This is a genomic window from Alteromonas sp. IB21 (genome assembly GCF_016405965.1).
GTDB lineage: Bacteria > Pseudomonadota > Gammaproteobacteria > Enterobacterales > Alteromonadaceae > Alteromonas.
This window is the reverse complement of record NZ_JAEFCD010000021.1, coordinates 1-16,967: the sequence shown is the minus strand read 5'-3', so window position 1 is coordinate 16,967 and position 16,967 is coordinate 1. Positions and strand designations below refer to the sequence as shown.

The 16,967-nt window shown below is 45.8% G+C and carries 13 protein-coding genes and 1 tRNA gene; 12 read left to right on the top strand and 2 right to left on the bottom strand.

What is annotated here, in order from left to right; translation table 11 throughout:
* Positions 1-88: 88 nt before the first annotated feature.
* From JC525_RS14115 to nusG, 3 genes are all read left to right on the top strand, one after another.
* Positions 89-165 (top strand) — tRNA-Trp (locus JC525_RS14115).
* Between the two features lie 80 nt (positions 166-245).
* The gene (gene secE, locus JC525_RS14110) at positions 246-623 is read left to right on the top strand and encodes a preprotein translocase subunit SecE (protein ID WP_020744440.1); all 378 of its coding nucleotides are present in this window, start codon (positions 246-248) and stop codon (positions 621-623) included.
* Positions 624-627: 4 nt separating this feature from the next.
* Entirely contained in the window at positions 628-1,179 is a 552-nt protein-coding gene (gene nusG / locus JC525_RS14105; protein WP_015068310.1) for a transcription termination/antitermination protein NusG, read from the top strand.
* 629 nt (positions 1,180-1,808) lie between these two features.
* On the opposite strand, the gene JC525_RS14100 is transcribed toward nusG, so the two are convergent.
* Together JC525_RS14100 and JC525_RS14095 are read right to left on the bottom strand one after the other, a co-directional pair.
* Positions 1,809-2,054, bottom strand: a complete 246-nt coding sequence (locus tag JC525_RS14100) for a hypothetical protein (RefSeq protein ID WP_198816385.1) — start codon at positions 2,052-2,054, stop codon at positions 1,809-1,811.
* Complete coding sequence (locus JC525_RS14095; protein WP_198816384.1) at positions 2,044-2,259, bottom strand: hypothetical protein; 216 nt, start codon at positions 2,257-2,259, stop codon at positions 2,044-2,046. The genes JC525_RS14100 and JC525_RS14095 overlap by 11 nt, the downstream gene beginning before the upstream one ends.
* A gap of 240 nt (positions 2,260-2,499) precedes the next feature.
* Between JC525_RS14095 and rplK the strand changes: the two genes are divergently transcribed.
* From rplK to fusA, 9 genes are all read left to right on the top strand, one after another.
* Positions 2,500-2,928, top strand: coding sequence for a 50S ribosomal protein L11 (rplK, locus tag JC525_RS14090; protein ID WP_015068306.1), 429 nt, complete (start codon positions 2,500-2,502; stop codon positions 2,926-2,928).
* A 4-nt stretch (positions 2,929-2,932) separates the two neighbouring features.
* Positions 2,933-3,628, top strand: coding sequence for a 50S ribosomal protein L1 (rplA, locus tag JC525_RS14085; protein ID WP_198816383.1), 696 nt, complete (start codon positions 2,933-2,935; stop codon positions 3,626-3,628).
* Between the two features lie 306 nt (positions 3,629-3,934).
* Positions 3,935-4,453, top strand: a complete 519-nt coding sequence (gene rplJ, locus JC525_RS14080) for a 50S ribosomal protein L10 (protein ID WP_198816382.1) — start codon at positions 3,935-3,937, stop codon at positions 4,451-4,453.
* Between the two features lie 57 nt (positions 4,454-4,510).
* On the top strand, positions 4,511-4,885 hold the full coding sequence (gene rplL / locus JC525_RS14075) for a 50S ribosomal protein L7/L12 (RefSeq protein WP_131094759.1): 375 nt from the start codon (positions 4,511-4,513) through the stop codon (positions 4,883-4,885).
* Between the two features lie 325 nt (positions 4,886-5,210).
* Positions 5,211-9,239, top strand: a complete 4,029-nt coding sequence (gene rpoB, locus JC525_RS14070) for a DNA-directed RNA polymerase subunit beta (protein WP_198816381.1) — start codon at positions 5,211-5,213, stop codon at positions 9,237-9,239.
* Positions 9,240-9,320: 81 nt separating this feature from the next.
* Entirely contained in the window at positions 9,321-13,493 is a 4,173-nt protein-coding gene (gene rpoC, locus JC525_RS14065; protein WP_198816380.1) for a DNA-directed RNA polymerase subunit beta', read from the top strand.
* A 307-nt stretch (positions 13,494-13,800) separates the two neighbouring features.
* Positions 13,801-14,175, top strand: a complete 375-nt coding sequence (gene rpsL / locus JC525_RS14060; RefSeq protein WP_014951037.1) for a 30S ribosomal protein S12 — start codon at positions 13,801-13,803, stop codon at positions 14,173-14,175.
* A gap of 75 nt (positions 14,176-14,250) precedes the next feature.
* On the top strand, positions 14,251-14,721 hold the full coding sequence (gene rpsG, locus JC525_RS14055; RefSeq protein WP_014980519.1) for a 30S ribosomal protein S7: 471 nt from the start codon (positions 14,251-14,253) through the stop codon (positions 14,719-14,721).
* Between the two features lie 27 nt (positions 14,722-14,748).
* On the top strand, positions 14,749-16,851 hold the full coding sequence (gene fusA / locus JC525_RS14050; RefSeq protein WP_198816379.1) for an elongation factor G: 2,103 nt from the start codon (positions 14,749-14,751) through the stop codon (positions 16,849-16,851).
* The last annotated feature ends 116 nt before the right edge of the window (positions 16,852-16,967 follow it).

Genomic DNA, 16,967 nt, shown 5'->3' with positions numbered 1-16,967 from the left:
GTCCCTCCCTTGCGATACCGCACTTTCCTTAGAAAAGACGCACAATTCCCAAGGGCAGTGTAAGTAAATTTTGTGATGTAGGCACCACAGGGGTGTAGTTCGAATTGGTAGAACAGCGGTCTCCAAAACCGATGGTTGGGGGTTCGAGTCCCTCCACCCCTGCCAAATTTACTTAAACGAAGAATTTTAAATTGCGCATTGAATGAGTGCGTAAAACAACGACGCTGTAGTGCTAGGATCGTAACATGAGCGAAAAGACGGAAAATCAGTCCAATGCATTGGACATGTTCAAATGGGTAGTGGTTTTTGCACTGCTTGCCGGTTTAGTAACCGCTAACACAATGTACGGTGAGATTTCGGTACTATACCGTGCCATCGCGATTGTAGTAGTAGTTGGTATAGCTGGTTTCATCGCAGCAACTACCGAAAAAGGTAGTACCTTCTTGAGCTTTGCTAAAGAGTCTCGCACAGAAGTTCGCAAAGTAGTATGGCCAACCCGTCAAGAGGCGAACCAAACTACGCTTATCGTACTTGCAGCGACGTTAGTTATGGCACTAATTTTATGGGGACTAGACGGCATCATCGTTCGTGTAGTTGGCTTTATTACTGGAATAGGAGCATAAACGTATGTCTGAAGAAGAAGCAGTAAAGAAAAGATGGTACGTAGTTCAAGCCTATTCGCAATACGAAGCTCGCGTTAAAAAGACGCTGCTTGAATACATTAAAATGCACAACATGGAAGACTACTTCGGTCAGGTACTAGTACCAACAGAGGAAGTTGTTGAAATGCGTGCAGGTCAAAAGCGCAAATCAGAGCGTAAGTTCTACCCGGGTTATGTATTGGTAGAAATGGCGATGACCGAAGAGTCATGGCACTTAGTGAAAAGCGTTCCTCGCGTATTGGGTTTCATCGGCGGTACATCTGACCGTCCTATGCCAATTACGCAAAAAGAAGCAGATGCTATCTTAAATCGCCTTGAAGAAAATGTTGATAAGCCACGACCAAAAACATTGTTCGAGCCAGGCGAAGTGGTTCGCGTTACCGACGGTCCTTTTGCAGACTTCAACGGTGTGGTAGAAGAAGTAGACTACGAAAAGAGCCGCGTAAAAGTATCGGTACTTATCTTCGGTCGTTCTACACCGGTAGATCTAGAATTTGGTCAGGTAGAAAAAGGCTAGACTTCTATAAATATTCGAAAAAAGACGGTTTGACCGTCTTTTTTTATATCTGGAACTCAGGAGCACGATTGGCAATGTACGTTCATTTGAACGTTAAATTACGAACAACATGGCTAGCAGCATCGAGGTAAAAACAAATAAATACTGCAAAATGTGGCCATAACATTGTGCAAATCTCTTGGTATCAGCACACGACGCCCAAAAACCTACTCTGCAAAACTTTTTTAGCGCGTAGTTAACTAACCCTGTCCCAAAAAACCATATTAAAAATGCTGTCACTGCGACTACTCATTATAACTTATTCGATTCTTTTCAAGAAGGGTATAAAGCCAGATTGAAACTCCGACAGCGGCTATAACCACGAGCCATTTATAGCTCTGATTTACGACCCCTCCAATAGTGAGTGTTGTGATAAATGCAAAAGTGGATACTACTACCTGCTTAATTTTTTTCGTGTCGAGTTTGCTAGTTTTAAGCTTGGGCCTAAGCAAAAGAACCCAAAAAATAATTCCAATGCAAACTTGATGGAATAAAAGTAATAGGTGGTTATTTGCAATAAACGCACTAAAAGAAAAAAGGCCCAACATGGCACATGCCATGTAAAGCCTTGCTAACGGTGTTAATTTCACTTACTCATCCAACGTTTCATTGTAATCTGATATTGCATCGGCTGCTCCAACAATAGTACCGACACCAGTTCCGATAAGGCCGCCTAAAAGTGCACCGAAAGGGCCAGCATAAGCACCAAGTGCAGCACCTATACCTGCACCTGTAGCAGCGCCTTCCAAACCTCCTTCAAAAGCGGCTTGTGAAATATTGCCTCCAGAGACAGTGTCGATTTGCTCTTCGGTGAGTACTAACGGATTATTCATCATCAGTAAAATACTCCCATGCAGCTCCTAGGGCAGCGCCTGTAGCAATTGCGCCTACAGCAACAGGAAAGGTCACAGTAAATCCGACTGCTACCGCAAAGCCAACGCCAGTCGCTCCAATGCCGCCACCAGTTAAGCCTCCGGAGGCAACGTCCCAGCCATCACCACCTGAAACTTGGCTCAGTTCTTCTTGCGTGATTAACTCCATTTATATTTCTCCAAATTTGATGTTTCGTCTATATGTTTGCGTGTTAACGCGTTAAAAACTTTGACCTATTCCAAAAAGAAAAAATACTGACCTTTCGATGGTTTTTTATTCTAAATAGCTCTTGCATAGTAATTAGTCACCTTATATAATGCGCGCCCTTTTAAACGGAAACGGGAAGCCGATTGAGCAAATAATCTCTGTATTTGCGAGGCGTTAGACCCAAACAAGAGAGCATGTAAAATGGCTAAAAAAGTAAGCGGTATTATTAAGCTTCAGGTTGCAGCTGGCGCTGCTAACCCAAGTCCACCGGTTGGTCCTGCACTAGGTCAGCACGGTGTGAACATCATGGAATTCTGTAAGGCTTTCAACGCGAAAACAGAAAGTCTTGAGAAAGGCGCTCCGGTACCAGTAGAAATTACTGTATACGAAGATCGCTCTTTCACGTTCGAAACAAAGACTCCTCCTGCGTCTTACCTGCTTAAGAAAGCAGCTGGCATCAAGAGCGGTTCTGGCCGTCCTAACACTGAAAAAGTGGGTACTGTTACTCGCGCTCAGTTGGAAGAGATTGCTAAAACTAAAGAGCCAGACCTTACTGCGGCTGACTTAGATGCAGCGGTACGTACTATCGCGGGTTCTGCTCGCTCAATGGGCTTGAACGTAGAGGACTAATCGAATGGCTAAATTAACTAAACGCGCTCGCTTGATCCGCGAAAAAGTAGATTCGAGCAAAGAGTACGACATCAACGAAGCAGTAGCGCTTCTTAAAGAACTAGCAACAGCTAAGTTCGCAGAAAGCGTTGACGTATCTGTTAACCTTGGTATCGACGCGAAGAAATCTGACCAAAACGTTCGTGGTGCAACTGTACTACCTAACGGTACTGGTAAAGACGTTCGCGTTGCAGTATTCACTCAAGGTGCAAATGCTGAAGCTGCTAAAGAAGCGGGTGCGGACATCGTTGGTATGGACGACCTAGCTGAGCTTGTTAAGAAAGGCGAAATGAACTTTGACGTAGTAGTAGCTAGCCCAGACGCGATGCGTGTTGTTGGTCAGCTAGGTCAAATTCTAGGTCCACGTGGCCTTATGCCTAACCCTAAAACTGGCACAGTAACGCCTGACGTTGCAACGGCAGTTAAGAACGCGAAAGCTGGACAGGTACGCTACCGTAACGATAAGAACGGTATCATCCATGCTAGCATCGGTAAGATTGCGTTCGAAGCGAACCAAATTCAAGAAAACCTTGAAGCGCTACTTGAAGCACTGAAGAAAGCTAAGCCTTCTTCTGCTAAAGGTACTTATATCAAGAAGATCAGCCTAAGCACTACAATGGGTGCTGGTGTTGCTCTTGATAAGGCTTCTGTAGGTCTTTAATTTCGCTGAGCTGAGGCTCATCGAAATCTCTTAAAGGTTATGGGTTGGAGCTGTGTAAATTAGCAGTGCTAATAAGCAGCTCCCGTCCAAGACCGCAGGTGCGGTGTGGTGAAAGAGGTAAGAGAACTTTCACAATCAACACACTGCTTAATACAACAACCTGCGCAGACGGTGGTTTGACTCAGACTCTCTGGGGTAACAAACACCGTAGAGCGGTATCAACCATGAGGGTTGGTATCAATCTGTGAACCCTGATGGCGGGAGTAGGTAACTACAAACAAAGTCAGATACAAAGAGGTGAACTCAGTGGCACTAGGTTTAGCAGCAAAAAAAGAGATCGTAGCAGAAATTTCTGATGTTGCGTCTCGCGCTCTATCCGTAGCCGTTGCTGAATACCGTGGGATGGAAGTTAGTGAACTGACTGACCTACGTGTTAAAGCTCGTGAGCAAGGCGTGTACCTAAAGGTTGTACGTAATACTCTTGCAAAACGTGCTCTAGCCGACAGTCAATTTGCAGACTTAGACAGCGCCTTAACTGGTCCGCTTATCTATGGTTTCTCTATCGACGCACCAGGTGGTGCGGCACGTCTTTTCAAAGACTTCGGTAAGACTAACGATAAGCTTAAAGTTACTGCACTTTCAATTGGTAGCGGTCTTCTTGGTCCAGAGAAATTGGACGCAGTTGCAGCACTACCTACCCGCGACGAAGCGCTTGCGAGACTACTTGCAACCTTCAAAGCACCAGTTGGGAAATTCGTTCAAACAATCAACGAAGTTCCTGGCAAGTTTGTGCGCGTATTGGCGGCGGTCAAAGACACCAAGTAATTGGCGTTTTTGGCATATTGATTTTTTTAACATTTTATACCCAGGAGTTTAGAGAACATGGCTCTAACTAAAGAAGATATCTTAAACGCAATCGCTGAAATGCCAGTAATGGAACTGGTTGAACTTATCGAAGCGGCTGAAGAAAAATTCAACGTATCTGCTGCAGCTGTTGCTGTTGCTGGTCCTGCTGTAGCTGGTGAAGCAGCAGCGGCTGAAGAAAAGACTGAGTTCGACGTTGTAATGACTTCATTCGGCGCTAACAAAGTTGCAGTTATCAAAGCAGTTCGCGGCGCGACTGGCCTAGGTCTTAAAGAAGCTAAAGAAGTAGTTGAATCTGCTCCTAAAGCTATCAAAGAAGGCGTAAGCAAAGATGAAGCTGAAGCACTTAAGAAAGAGCTTGAAGAAGCTGGTGCAGAAGTAGAAATCAAGTAATCTGACCTAGTCAGATTATTGCCTGAGACGGCAAGGCTGGTGGTTTTTTGAACCACCAGCCTTTTTGCGCTGTATAGTGTGTAGATTCTAACCCTGACTACATTACGTAAAAGCGCCAATCGGACATACCCATAAAAAGCATAAAAATCCAACAAGTTAACTAATAATTGGTTAAATTTTGTTGTATGCTGGTGTATCTGCCCGAAAAAGGGTTGTGGAAGTTTGTTGCTTAGTGCGCCATTTGAAACGCAGCTTTTAGCCCATAGCACGCGTTTTAAAGCATTTTGCAGCAGGTTGGGTCATAAATCAGCAGGCTGAGGAACCCATGGTTTACTCTTATAGCGAAAAGAAACGTATCCGTAAGGATTTTGGCAAACGCCCACAGGTATTGGAAATTCCATACCTTCTTTCAATTCAGCTTGATTCTTTCAAAAAGTTTATTGAGATCGACGCAGATGCTCAATACGGTTTGGAAGCAGCATTTCGTTCCGTTTTTCCAATTAAAAGCTACTCAGGTAGTTCAGAGCTTCAGTATGTAAGCTACCGCTTGGGAGAGCCAGTTTTCGACGTTAAAGAATGTCAAATTCGTGGCGTAACTTTCTCTGCTCCGTTAAGAGTAAAACTACGGTTAGTGTTGTTCGATAAAGACGCTGCCCCAGGTACCGTAAAAGATATTAAAGAACAAGAAGTGTACATGGGCGAGATCCCATTGATGACTGAGAACGGTACGTTCGTAATCAATGGTACAGAGCGTGTTATCGTGTCACAGCTGCACCGTTCACCTGGTGTATTCTTTGATCACGACAAAGGCAAAACCCACTCGTCAGGTAAAGTGCTTTATAATGCGCGTGTAATTCCTTACCGTGGTTCGTGGTTAGACTTCGAGTTTGACCCGAAAGATAACTTGTTTGTACGTATTGACCGTCGCCGTAAGTTGCCAGCAACGATTATTTTACGCGCGCTTGAAATGTCTTCTGAAGAGATTCTAGACACTTTCTTCGAGAAGGTTAATGTGCGTATCAGCAAAGACAAGCTGATGATGGAAGTGGTTCCAGATCGCCTACGTGGTGAAACGGCCCAATTCGATATCATTGACGGCGAAGGGAATGTGGTCGTTGAATCAGGTCGCCGTATCTCTGCACGTCATACTCGTGCGCTTGAGAAAGCGGGTCTATCAGAACTTGAAGTTCCTGCAGAATACCTAATTGGCCGCGTGTTTGCTGCTACTTATGTAAATGAAGAAACTGGCGAAGTTATCGTAAGTGCTAACGATGAACTAACGTTAGAAAATCTAGCGGCACTTAGCCAAGCTGGCATCAAAGAGTTCGAAACACTTTACATCAACGAACTAGACCACGGTTCATACATTTCAGACACATTGCGCATCGATTCTTCAACTAACCGCCTAGAAGCGCTAGTTGAAATCTATCGCATGATGCGTCCTGGTGAGCCACCGACAAAAGACGCAGCAGAAACCTTGTTCGATAACTTGTTCTTCTCTGAAGAACGTTATGACCTGTCTTCTGTTGGTCGTATGAAGTTCAACCGCCGTTTAGGTCGTGAAGAACTTATCGGTTCGGGTACATTAGATAAAGAAGACATTATTGCTGTTATGAAGCAGTTAATAATGATCCGTGACGGTAAAGACGAGGTGGATGATATCGATCACCTTGGTAACCGTCGTATCCGTTCAGTCGGTGAAATGGCAGAGAACCAGTTCCGCGTTGGTCTTGTGCGTGTAGAGCGTGCAGTTAAAGAGCGCCTAAGCCTAGGCGACCTAGACAATGTGATGCCTCAAGATCTCATTAACGCTAAGCCTATCTCGGCAGCGGTTAAAGAGTTCTTCGGTTCATCTCAGCTTTCTCAGTTCATGGACCAAAACAACCCGCTATCAGAAGTAACGCACAAGCGTCGTATTTCTGCGTTAGGCCCGGGTGGTCTTACACGTGAACGTGCAGGCTTTGAAGTTCGAGACGTACACCCGACGCACTACGGTCGTCTATGTCCTATCGAAACGCCGGAAGGCCCGAACATCGGTCTAATTAACTCATTGGCGAGCTTTGCGCGCACCAATGACTTTGGTTTCTTAGAAACTCCATTCCGTCGCATTGTTGACGGTGTGGTAACAGATGAAATCGATTATTTATCTGCAATTGAAGAAGGTCAATTCGCAATCGCTCAGGCTAACATCGCGTTAACTGAAGCTGGTGAATTGATAGACGACTTGATCCCATGTCGTTATCGTGGTGAAACTACTTTGATGCCTACAGAAGACATCAAGTACATGGACGTTTCGCCACAGCAAATCGTTTCAATTGCGGCGAGCATTATTCCATTCCTAGAGCACGATGACGCAAACCGTGCACTTATGGGTGCGAACATGCAACGTCAGGCAGTACCAACGCTACGTGCTGATAAGCCGCTAGTTGGTACCGGTATGGAAAAAACTATCGCGGTTGACTCAGGTGTTACTGTAGTTGCAAAACGCGGTGGTGTGGTTGATTACGTAGATGCCAGCCGTATCGTTATTAAAGTAGATGAAGATGAAATGCTTCCAGGTGAAGCAGGTATCGATATCTACAACCTGACTAAGTACACACGCTCTAACCAGAACACATGTATCAATCAGAAGCCTACATGTAATGTTGGCGACCCGATTGTTGCAGGTGACGTGCTAGCTGATGGTCCTTCAACAGACCTAGGTGACCTTGCACTTGGTCAGAACATGCGTATCGCGTTCATGCCTTGGAATGGTTACAACTTTGAGGATTCAATCCTTATTTCTGAGCGTGTAGCACAAGAAGACCGCTTCACGACTATCCACATTCAAGAGCTTAGCTGTATCGCCCGTGATACTAAGCTTGGGCCAGAAGAGATTTCTTCTGATATCCCGAACGTGGGTGAATCTGCACTAAGCAAACTTGATGAATCAGGTGTTGTTTATATCGGTGCGGAAGTGAAAGGTGGTGACATCTTAGTAGGTAAAGTAACACCTAAGGGTGAAACTCAGCTTACGCCAGAAGAAAAACTACTACGTGCAATCTTCGGTGAGAAAGCGTCTGACGTTAAAGATACGTCGCTACGTGTACCTAACTCTGTCCACGGTACCGTTATCGATGTTCAAGTATTTACCCGTGATGGTGTAGAGAAAGACAAGCGTGCGCTCGAAATTGAAGATATGCAGCTACGTCAGGTTAAGAAAGACCTTACCGACGAGTTCGAAATTCTTGCAGACGGTATCTTTAGCCGTGCACAGACTGCATTATTACGCGCTGGCGTTGACCAAGCTAAGCTTGATAGCCTACCGCGTGAAAAGTGGTTTGAAATTGCACTTAACAGCGAAGATGCACAGCTAGAGCTAGACCAAATTGCCGATCAACACGCTGAGATAAAAGCAGACTTCGATAAGAAGTTTGAAACTAAGCGTCGTAAGATTACGCAAGGTGATGACCTAGCCCCTGGCGTACTTAAGATTGTTAAGGTTTACCTTGCAGTTAAACGTCACATCCAGCCGGGTGATAAAATGGCGGGACGTCACGGTAACAAAGGTGTTATCTCGACAATCCAGCCTGTAGAAGACATGCCATACGATGCTGACGGTACGCCGGTAGATATCGTTCTAAACCCGCTAGGTGTACCGTCTCGTATGAACATCGGTCAGATCCTAGAAACCCACTTGGGTATGGCTGCGCACGGTCTTGGTGTAAAGATTGACCGCATGATTAAAGAGCAGCGTGAACTGGCTGAACTACGTGATTTCTTGAAGAAGGTGTACGAGCTTGGTGAGAATCATCAGGAAGTCGACATCGATAGCTTCACAGATCATGAAGTTCGTCGCTTGGCGGAAAACCTTCGCAAGGGTGTGCCAGTAGCAACACCTGTATTCGATGGTGCTCGTGAATCTGAAATCAAAGAAATGCTGAAGCTTGCTGATATTCCAGAAAGCGGTCAGATTACTTTGTTTGACGGTCGTACAGGTCGCGAATTTGAGCGTCCAGTAACGGTTGGTTACATGTACATGCTGAAACTGAACCACTTAGTAGACGACAAGATGCACGCGCGTTCTACGGGTTCTTACAGCCTTGTTACACAGCAGCCTCTTGGTGGTAAAGCACAGTTTGGTGGTCAGCGCTTCGGTGAGATGGAAGTGTGGGCACTTGAAGCATACGGTGCAGCATATACCCTTCAGGAAATGCTTACTGTTAAGTCAGATGACGTTAACGGCCGTACCAAGATGTACAAGAACATCGTCGATGGCGACCATAGAATGGAACCTGGCATGCCAGAGTCATTCAACGTACTACTTAAAGAAATTCGCTCGTTGGGTATCAACATCGAGCTTGAAGAAAAGTAATACGGCGATTGCCACGTAATGTTATGAGATGGCCCGGCGCTCGCGCCGGGTTCTAGAGACTGACTCCGCTGGGAGAGTAATGTGAAAGACTTATTAAAGTTTCTAAAGCAACAAAACAAGACCGAAGAATTCGATAATATTCGAATCGGTCTGTCTTCACCTGACATGATCCGTTCATGGTCATTCGGTGAAGTTAAAAAGCCTGAAACAATTAACTACCGTACGTTCAAGCCTGAGCGTGACGGTCTGTTCTGTGCGCGTATCTTTGGTCCGGTTAAAGACTATGAGTGTCTTTGCGGTAAGTATAAGCGCCTTAAGCATCGCGGTGTTATCTGTGAGAAGTGTGGCGTTGAAGTTACACTGACTAAAGTACGTCGTGAGCGTATGGGTCACATCGAGCTAGCAAGCCCGGTTGCACACATCTGGTTCCTTAAATCACTTCCGTCTCGTATCGGCTTAATGCTTGATATGACGCTTCGTGATATTGAACGCGTACTTTATTTCGAATCATATGTGGTTACAGAGCCAGGTATGACGACGCTTGAGCGCAGCCAACTTCTTAACGAAGAAGAGTATTTGGATGCACTTGAAGAGCACGGTGATGAGTTCGATGCGAAGATGGGTGCTGAAGCGATATTCGACCTTCTAAAAGCACTTGACGTAGACGCAGACGTTGCGGCTATGCGTGAAGAGCTGCCTTCAATCAACTCTGAGACCAAGCGTAAGAAAATTACTAAGCGTCTTAAGTTGCTTGAATCATTCCAACAATCTGGTAACAAGCCAGAGTGGATGATCATGACAGTACTTCCGGTACTTCCACCAGACTTACGTCCACTAGTACCACTAGACGGCGGCCGTTTTGCAACGTCTGACCTAAACGACCTATACCGTCGTGTAATTAACCGTAACAACCGTCTTAAGCGTCTTCTAGACCTAGCTGCTCCAGACATTATCGTACGCAACGAAAAGCGTATGCTTCAAGAGTCTGTTGATGCGCTTCTAGATAACGGACGTCGTGGTCGTGCGATTACCGGTTCTAACAAGCGTCCACTTAAGTCGCTTGCAGACATGATCAAAGGTAAGCAAGGTCGTTTCCGTCAAAACCTTCTTGGTAAGCGTGTTGACTACTCAGGCCGTTCTGTAATTACCGTTGGTCCTACGCTACGTCTTCACCAGTGTGGTCTTCCTAAGAAGATGGCACTTGAGCTATTTAAGCCGTTTATCTACGGTAAGCTTGAAGCACGTGGTCTTGCGACAACAATTAAAGCAGCTAAGAAGCTTGTAGAGCGCGAAGCACCAGAGGTTTGGGACGTACTAGACGACGTTATCCGCGAACACCCGGTACTACTTAACCGTGCACCTACACTTCACCGTTTGGGTATCCAAGCATTCGAACCAACACTAATCGAAGGTAAAGCGATTCAGCTTCACCCGCTAGTGTGTGCGGCGTACAACGCCGACTTCGATGGTGACCAAATGGCGGTACACGTTCCGTTGACAATCGAAGCACAGCTAGAAGCGCGTGCGCTAATGATGTCAACGAACAACATTCTGTCACCTGCGAATGGTGAGCCAATCATCGTACCTTCACAGGACGTTGTATTAGGTCTTTACTACCTAACGCGTGACAAAGTAAACGGCTTAGGCGAAGGCATGGTATTTACCAGCCCGAATGAAGCAGAAAAGGCATACCGCACAGGTAATGCTGAGCTTCACTCTCGCGTTAAAGTACGTATTACTGAATATGACATTGATGAAGATGGCAACAAAACTGAAAAAGTAACGCTAACTGACACCACGGTTGGTCGTGCGATTTTCTCGTTGATCCTTCCTAAGGGTCTGCCGTTTGAAATCATTAACCAAGCGATGGGCAAGAAGCAAATTTCAAGACTATTGAATGCTTGTTACCGTACACTTGGTCTGAAAGACACAGTAATTGCCGCTGACCAAATTATGTATACCGGTTTCCACTACGCGATGATCGCGGGTGCGTCTGTTGGTATCGACGATATGGTTATTCCAGAAGCGAAGAAAGAAATTATCGACGCGGCGGAAGCAGAAGTTATCGAAATTCAGGAACAGTTCCAAAACGGTCTTGTTACCGCGGGTGAGCGTTACAACAAAGTTATCGATATCTGGTCAAATGCCAACGAAAAAGTTGCTAAGGCCATGATGGATAACCTGAAGACTGACATCGTAATTAACCGCGATGGCGAAGAAGAAGAGCAAACATCATTTAACTCGGTTTATATGATGGCTGACTCCGGTGCTCGTGGTAGTGCCGCTCAGATTAGACAGCTTGCAGGTATGCGTGGTCTGATGGCTAAGCCAGATGGCTCAATCATCGAAACGCCAATTACGGCGAACTTCCGTGAAGGTCTGAACGTACTACAGTACTTCATTTCAACGCACGGTGCGCGTAAAGGTCTTGCGGATACTGCACTTAAGACTGCTAACTCGGGTTACCTAACCCGTCGTCTAGTAGACGTTGCACAAGATTTGGTTATCACTAACGACGACTGTGGCACCTTTGAAGGGGTAACAATGACACCGCTAATCGAAGGTGGTGATGTTGTTGAGCCGCTACGCGAACGTGTACTAGGTCGTGTTGTAGCAGAAGACGTACTTAAGCCAGGTACTAATGAAGTACTTGTAGAGCGTAACGTTCTACTAGACGAAGCATTAGTGGATATGCTTGAAGCTAACTCAGTTGACCAAATTCAAGTACGCTCGGTTATCACATGTGATAACGACTTTGGCGTATGTGCGAAGTGTTACGGACGTGACCTTGCACGTGGTCATATGGTGGGTAGCGGTGAATCGGTTGGTGTTATCGCAGCACAGTCAATCGGTGAGCCAGGTACACAGCTTACCATGCGTACCTTCCACATCGGTGGTGCAGCATCAAGAGCATCTGCTGAAAACAGCGTACAGGTTAAGACAGCGGGTAGCCTTAAGCTACATAACGCGAAATTCGTACGTAACTCTGACGGTAAAGTGGTTATCGTTTCTCGTTCAACAGAACTTACTGTTATTGACGATCAAGGCCGTGAGAAAGAGCGCTACAAAGTACCTTACGGTGCTGTTCTTAGCGTGGATGACGGTGCAACTATTGCAGCTGGTGACGTTGTTGCTAACTGGGATCCGCATAGTCACCCAATCATCACTGAACGTGCAGCTAAGATTAGCTTCGCAGACATTGATGACTCTAATACCGAAATGCAGCAAGACGAGCTTACTGGTCTAACCCGTATCGTTGTTAAAGACCTTGCGAAAGTAAACTCTAAAGAGCCTAAGTTAATTCTTGAAAGCGATGAATTCGGTCTTCAAGAAATTCGTCTTCCAAGCTTCACAACCATCGAAGCGAAAGAAGGCAAAGTGGCTAACGAAGGTGACGTGCTAGCGCGTATTCCTCAGGAAAGCTCGAAGACACGTGACATCACCGGTGGTCTACCACGAGTTGCTGATTTATTCGAAGCTCGTAAGCCTAAAGAGCCTGCAATTCTTGCAGAAATCTCAGGTACTATCGGCTTCGGTAAAGAGACCAAAGGTAAGAAGCGTTTAGTTATTACGCCTGCTGAGGGTGATGCATACGAAGAGATGATTCCTAAGTGGCGTCAGCTTAACGTGTTTGAAGGTGAGAAAGTGGAACGCGGTGAAGTTATCGCTGACGGTCCAGAGTCTCCACACGATATTCTACGTCTTCGTGGCATTTCAGCAGTAGCGAACTACATCGTGAACGAAGTTCAAGAAGTATACCGCTTACAGGGTGTAAAAATTAACGATAAGCACATTGAAGTAGTTATCCGTCAGATGCTACGCAAGTGCGTTATCACGCACCCAGGAGATACACAGTTCCTTGAAGGTGAACAGGTTGAAGTATCAAACGTTAAAGTAGCAAACCGTGAAATCGAGAAGCAAGGTAAGATCCCTGCTCAATACGAAACACAGTTGCTTGGTATTACCAAAGCATCATTGTCTACCGAATCGTTTATTTCAGCAGCGTCGTTCCAAGAAACAACACGTGTTCTTACTGAAGCAGCTGTTCAAGGTAAAGAAGATGACCTACGCGGTCTGAAAGAAAACGTAATCGTTGGTCGATTAATTCCAGCGGGTACAGGTTTCGCTTACCACGAACGCCGCGCACTGCGCCGCAAAGAGCAAATCGAAGAAATGTCAGTTTCTGCTGCTGAAGCAGAACAGGCATTGACTGAAGCGCTTAATGCTGGTGCAGACGAAGATACTGCCGAATAAGGCAAGATCATAGGAGTGCGTTAACGTACTCCTAACATATTGGCATGTCAGGCTGACAGATTGCAGATAAATTAACTGCTTAACCTTTGTACACCTTGACAGTCAGGGCGATGATCTTTAATATTCCGCGACCCGATTTTGGATAGCCTTAAACGGCTCGATAAACGGTCGCGGTTTTTGTATCAGCGCTCAGTGAATATTGACGAGCACAATGTTCACAAAGTAGAGCGATTAAACAATTAATCGCATTAATATGGACCCAATCATAGTGATTGGGTTTTCGTAGTTTTTAATCAGGAGCTAGTTAATGGCAACAGTTAACCAGTTAGTGCGCAAGCCGCGTAGAAAGCCCGTTGAAAAAAGCAACGTAGCTGCTCTACAAGCTTGTCCACAAAGACGTGGTGTATGTACTCGTGTATATACTACTACGCCTAAGAAACCAAACTCTGCACTACGTAAAGTATGTCGTGTACGTCTAACTAACGGTTTTGAAGTTTCTTCTTACATCGGTGGTGAAGGTCACAACCTACAAGAGCACAGTGTAGTACTTATCCGTGGTGGTCGTGTTAAAGATCTACCAGGTGTTCGTTATCACACAGTTCGCGGTACCCTTGACTGCGCAGGTGTAAACGATCGTAAACAAGCCCGTTCTAAGTACGGCGCGAAGAAGCCTAAGTCATAACGGTTCTCCGTTAGTAAGGCCAAACTGAAGTTTAAGAGTTTTGGGTTTTCCCTGAATTCATACGGAGAATAGAAGATGCCAAGAAGAAGAGTCGTAGGTCAACGTAAAATCCTACCAGAACCAAAATTTGGTTCACAACTGCTTGCGAAATTCATGAATGTCGTAATGCTCGACGGCAAAAAGTCAGTCGCTGAAAGAATCGTTTACGGTGCGCTTGATATTGTTGCTGAAAAAACCGGCAAAGCACACCTAGATATCTTCGAGGAAGCGCTTGATAACATCCGCCCAACAGTAGAGGTTAAGTCTCGTCGTGTTGGTGGTTCGACTTATCAGGTTCCAGTTGAAGTACGTCCAGTTCGTCGTAACGCGCTAGGTATGCGTTGGATGGTAGAAGCTGCACGTAAACGTGGCGAAAAGTCTATGGCACAACGCCTAGCGGCTGAGATGTTAGACGCAGCAGACAACAAAGGTTCAGCGGTTAAGAAACGTGAAGACGTACACCGTATGGCCGAAGCAAACAAAGCGTTTGCTCATTACCGTTGGTAATAAACGTAATATAACTGAGAGAGATATATGCCTCGTAAGACCTCGATTGAGCGTTACCGTAACATTGGTATCGTGGCGCATGTGGACGCGGGTAAAACCACGACCACAGAGCGTGTTCTGTTTTATACAGGACTGTCTCACAAAATCGGTGAAGTGCACGATGGTGCTGCTACTATGGACTGGATGGAGCAAGAACAGGAGCGTGGTATTACTATCACGTCTGCTGCGACCACTTGTTTCTGGTCTGGTATGGAGCAACAGTTCGATCAACACAGGATCAACATCATCGACACCCCTGGACACGTTGACTTTACTATCGAAGTAGAGCGTTCATTGCGTGTACTAGACGGTGCAGTTGTTGTTTTCTGTGGGTCTTCTGGGGTAGAGCCTCAATCAGAGACAGTCTGGCGACAGGCTGACAAATATCAAGTGCCACGCCTTGTGTTCGTTAACAAGATGGACCGGGCTGGCGCTGATTTTGAACGTGTTGTGGGTCAAATCCACAAGCGTTTAGGCGCAAACTGTGTTCCGATTCAGATCAACATGGGCGCTGAAGAGAATTTCCATGGCGTCATTGACCTAGTGAAGATGAAAGCCATCAACTGGAATGAAGAAGACATGGGTATGACATTTACCTATGAAGATATTCCAGCTGAATATTTAGATACCGCTGAACAGTACCGCACAGAGATGATCGAAGCGGCTGCAGAGGCATCTGATGAGCTAATGAACAAATACTTGGAAGGCGAAGAGCTTTCTGAGGAAGAAATTCGTTTCGGTCTTCGAAAGCGTACGCTGAACAACGAAATTGTTCTTGCCACTTGTGGCAGTGCCTTCAAAAACAAAGGTGTTCAGGCGGTATTAGACGCTGTTGTTCATTATCTTCCCTCTCCAACGGAAGTTAAGGCCATTACGGGTGTACTTGACGATAAAGACGAGACGGAAGCTGAGCGTCATGCAAGCGACGACGAACCGTTTTCAGCACTAGCATTTAAAATTGCGACTGACCCATTTGTGGGCACGCTAACTTTCTTCCGTTGCTACTCAGGTGTTGTTAACACCGGTGATACCGTATATAACCCGGTTAAAGGTAAACGTGAGCGCTTTGGTCGTATCGTGCAGATGCACGCAAAAGACCGTGAAGAGCTAAAAGAAGTTCGCGCAGGTGACATCGCTGCGGCAATTGGCCTAAAAGATGTAACGACCGGTGATACCCTTTGCGATCCTAATCATGTTATCACGCTTGAACGTATGGATTTCCCAGAGCCGGTAATTTCAATTGCGGTTGAGCCTAAGTCGCAAGCTGACCAAGAGAAAATGGGCATGGCCCTAAGTAAGCTTGCAGCAGAGGACCCGTCGTTTAAAGTTAAGACTGACGACGAGACAGGTCAGACAATTATCTCAGGTATGGGTGAACTTCACCTTGACATCATTGTCGACCGCATGAAGCGTGAATTCAAAGTTGAATGTAACGTAGGTAACCCTCAGGTTGCCTATCGCGAAACCCTTCGTAAATCTGTTGAAGTGGAAGGGAAGTTTGTTCGTCAGTCAGGCGGCCGTGGCCAATTCGGTCATGTGTGGCTACGTATTGAGCCTCAGGAAGAAGGTTCAGGCTACGAATTTGTAAACGAAATCGTCGGTGGTGTGGTACCAAAAGAGTTCATCCCAGCGGTCGATAAAGGAATTCAGGAGCAGATGCGAAGTGGTGTTCTAGCAGGGTTTCCGGTACTTGATGTAAAGGTAACGTTGTTCGACGGTTCATACCACGATGTTGACTCTTCTGAAATGGCGTTTAAGATCGCCGGCTCTATGGGTTTCAAAAAAGGCGCCGCAGAAGCAAATCCGGTGTTGCTTGAACCCACGATGAAAGTTGAAGTAACTACTCCAGAAGACTGGATGGGTGATGTAGTTGGCGATATTAATCGTCGCCGCGGTATGATCGAAGGTATGGAAGATGGCGTAGCAGGTGTTAAAATAATACGTGCAAAAGTGCCGCTTTCAGAAATGTTTGGCTACGCAACTGATTTGCGTTCACAAACACAAGGTCGTGCTTCATACTCAATGGAGTTCTTCAATTATTCTGAGGCGCCGAACAATGTGGCGCAGGCTATTATTGAATCTAGAACTTAATCTAAATGAAGGTTCGGTCCGGTCTATTGGTGGGTCGGACTTTTAACTTAGGAAACGAGAAAAATGGCAAAAGAAAAGTTTGAACGTACGAAACCCCACGTAAACGTGGGTACAAT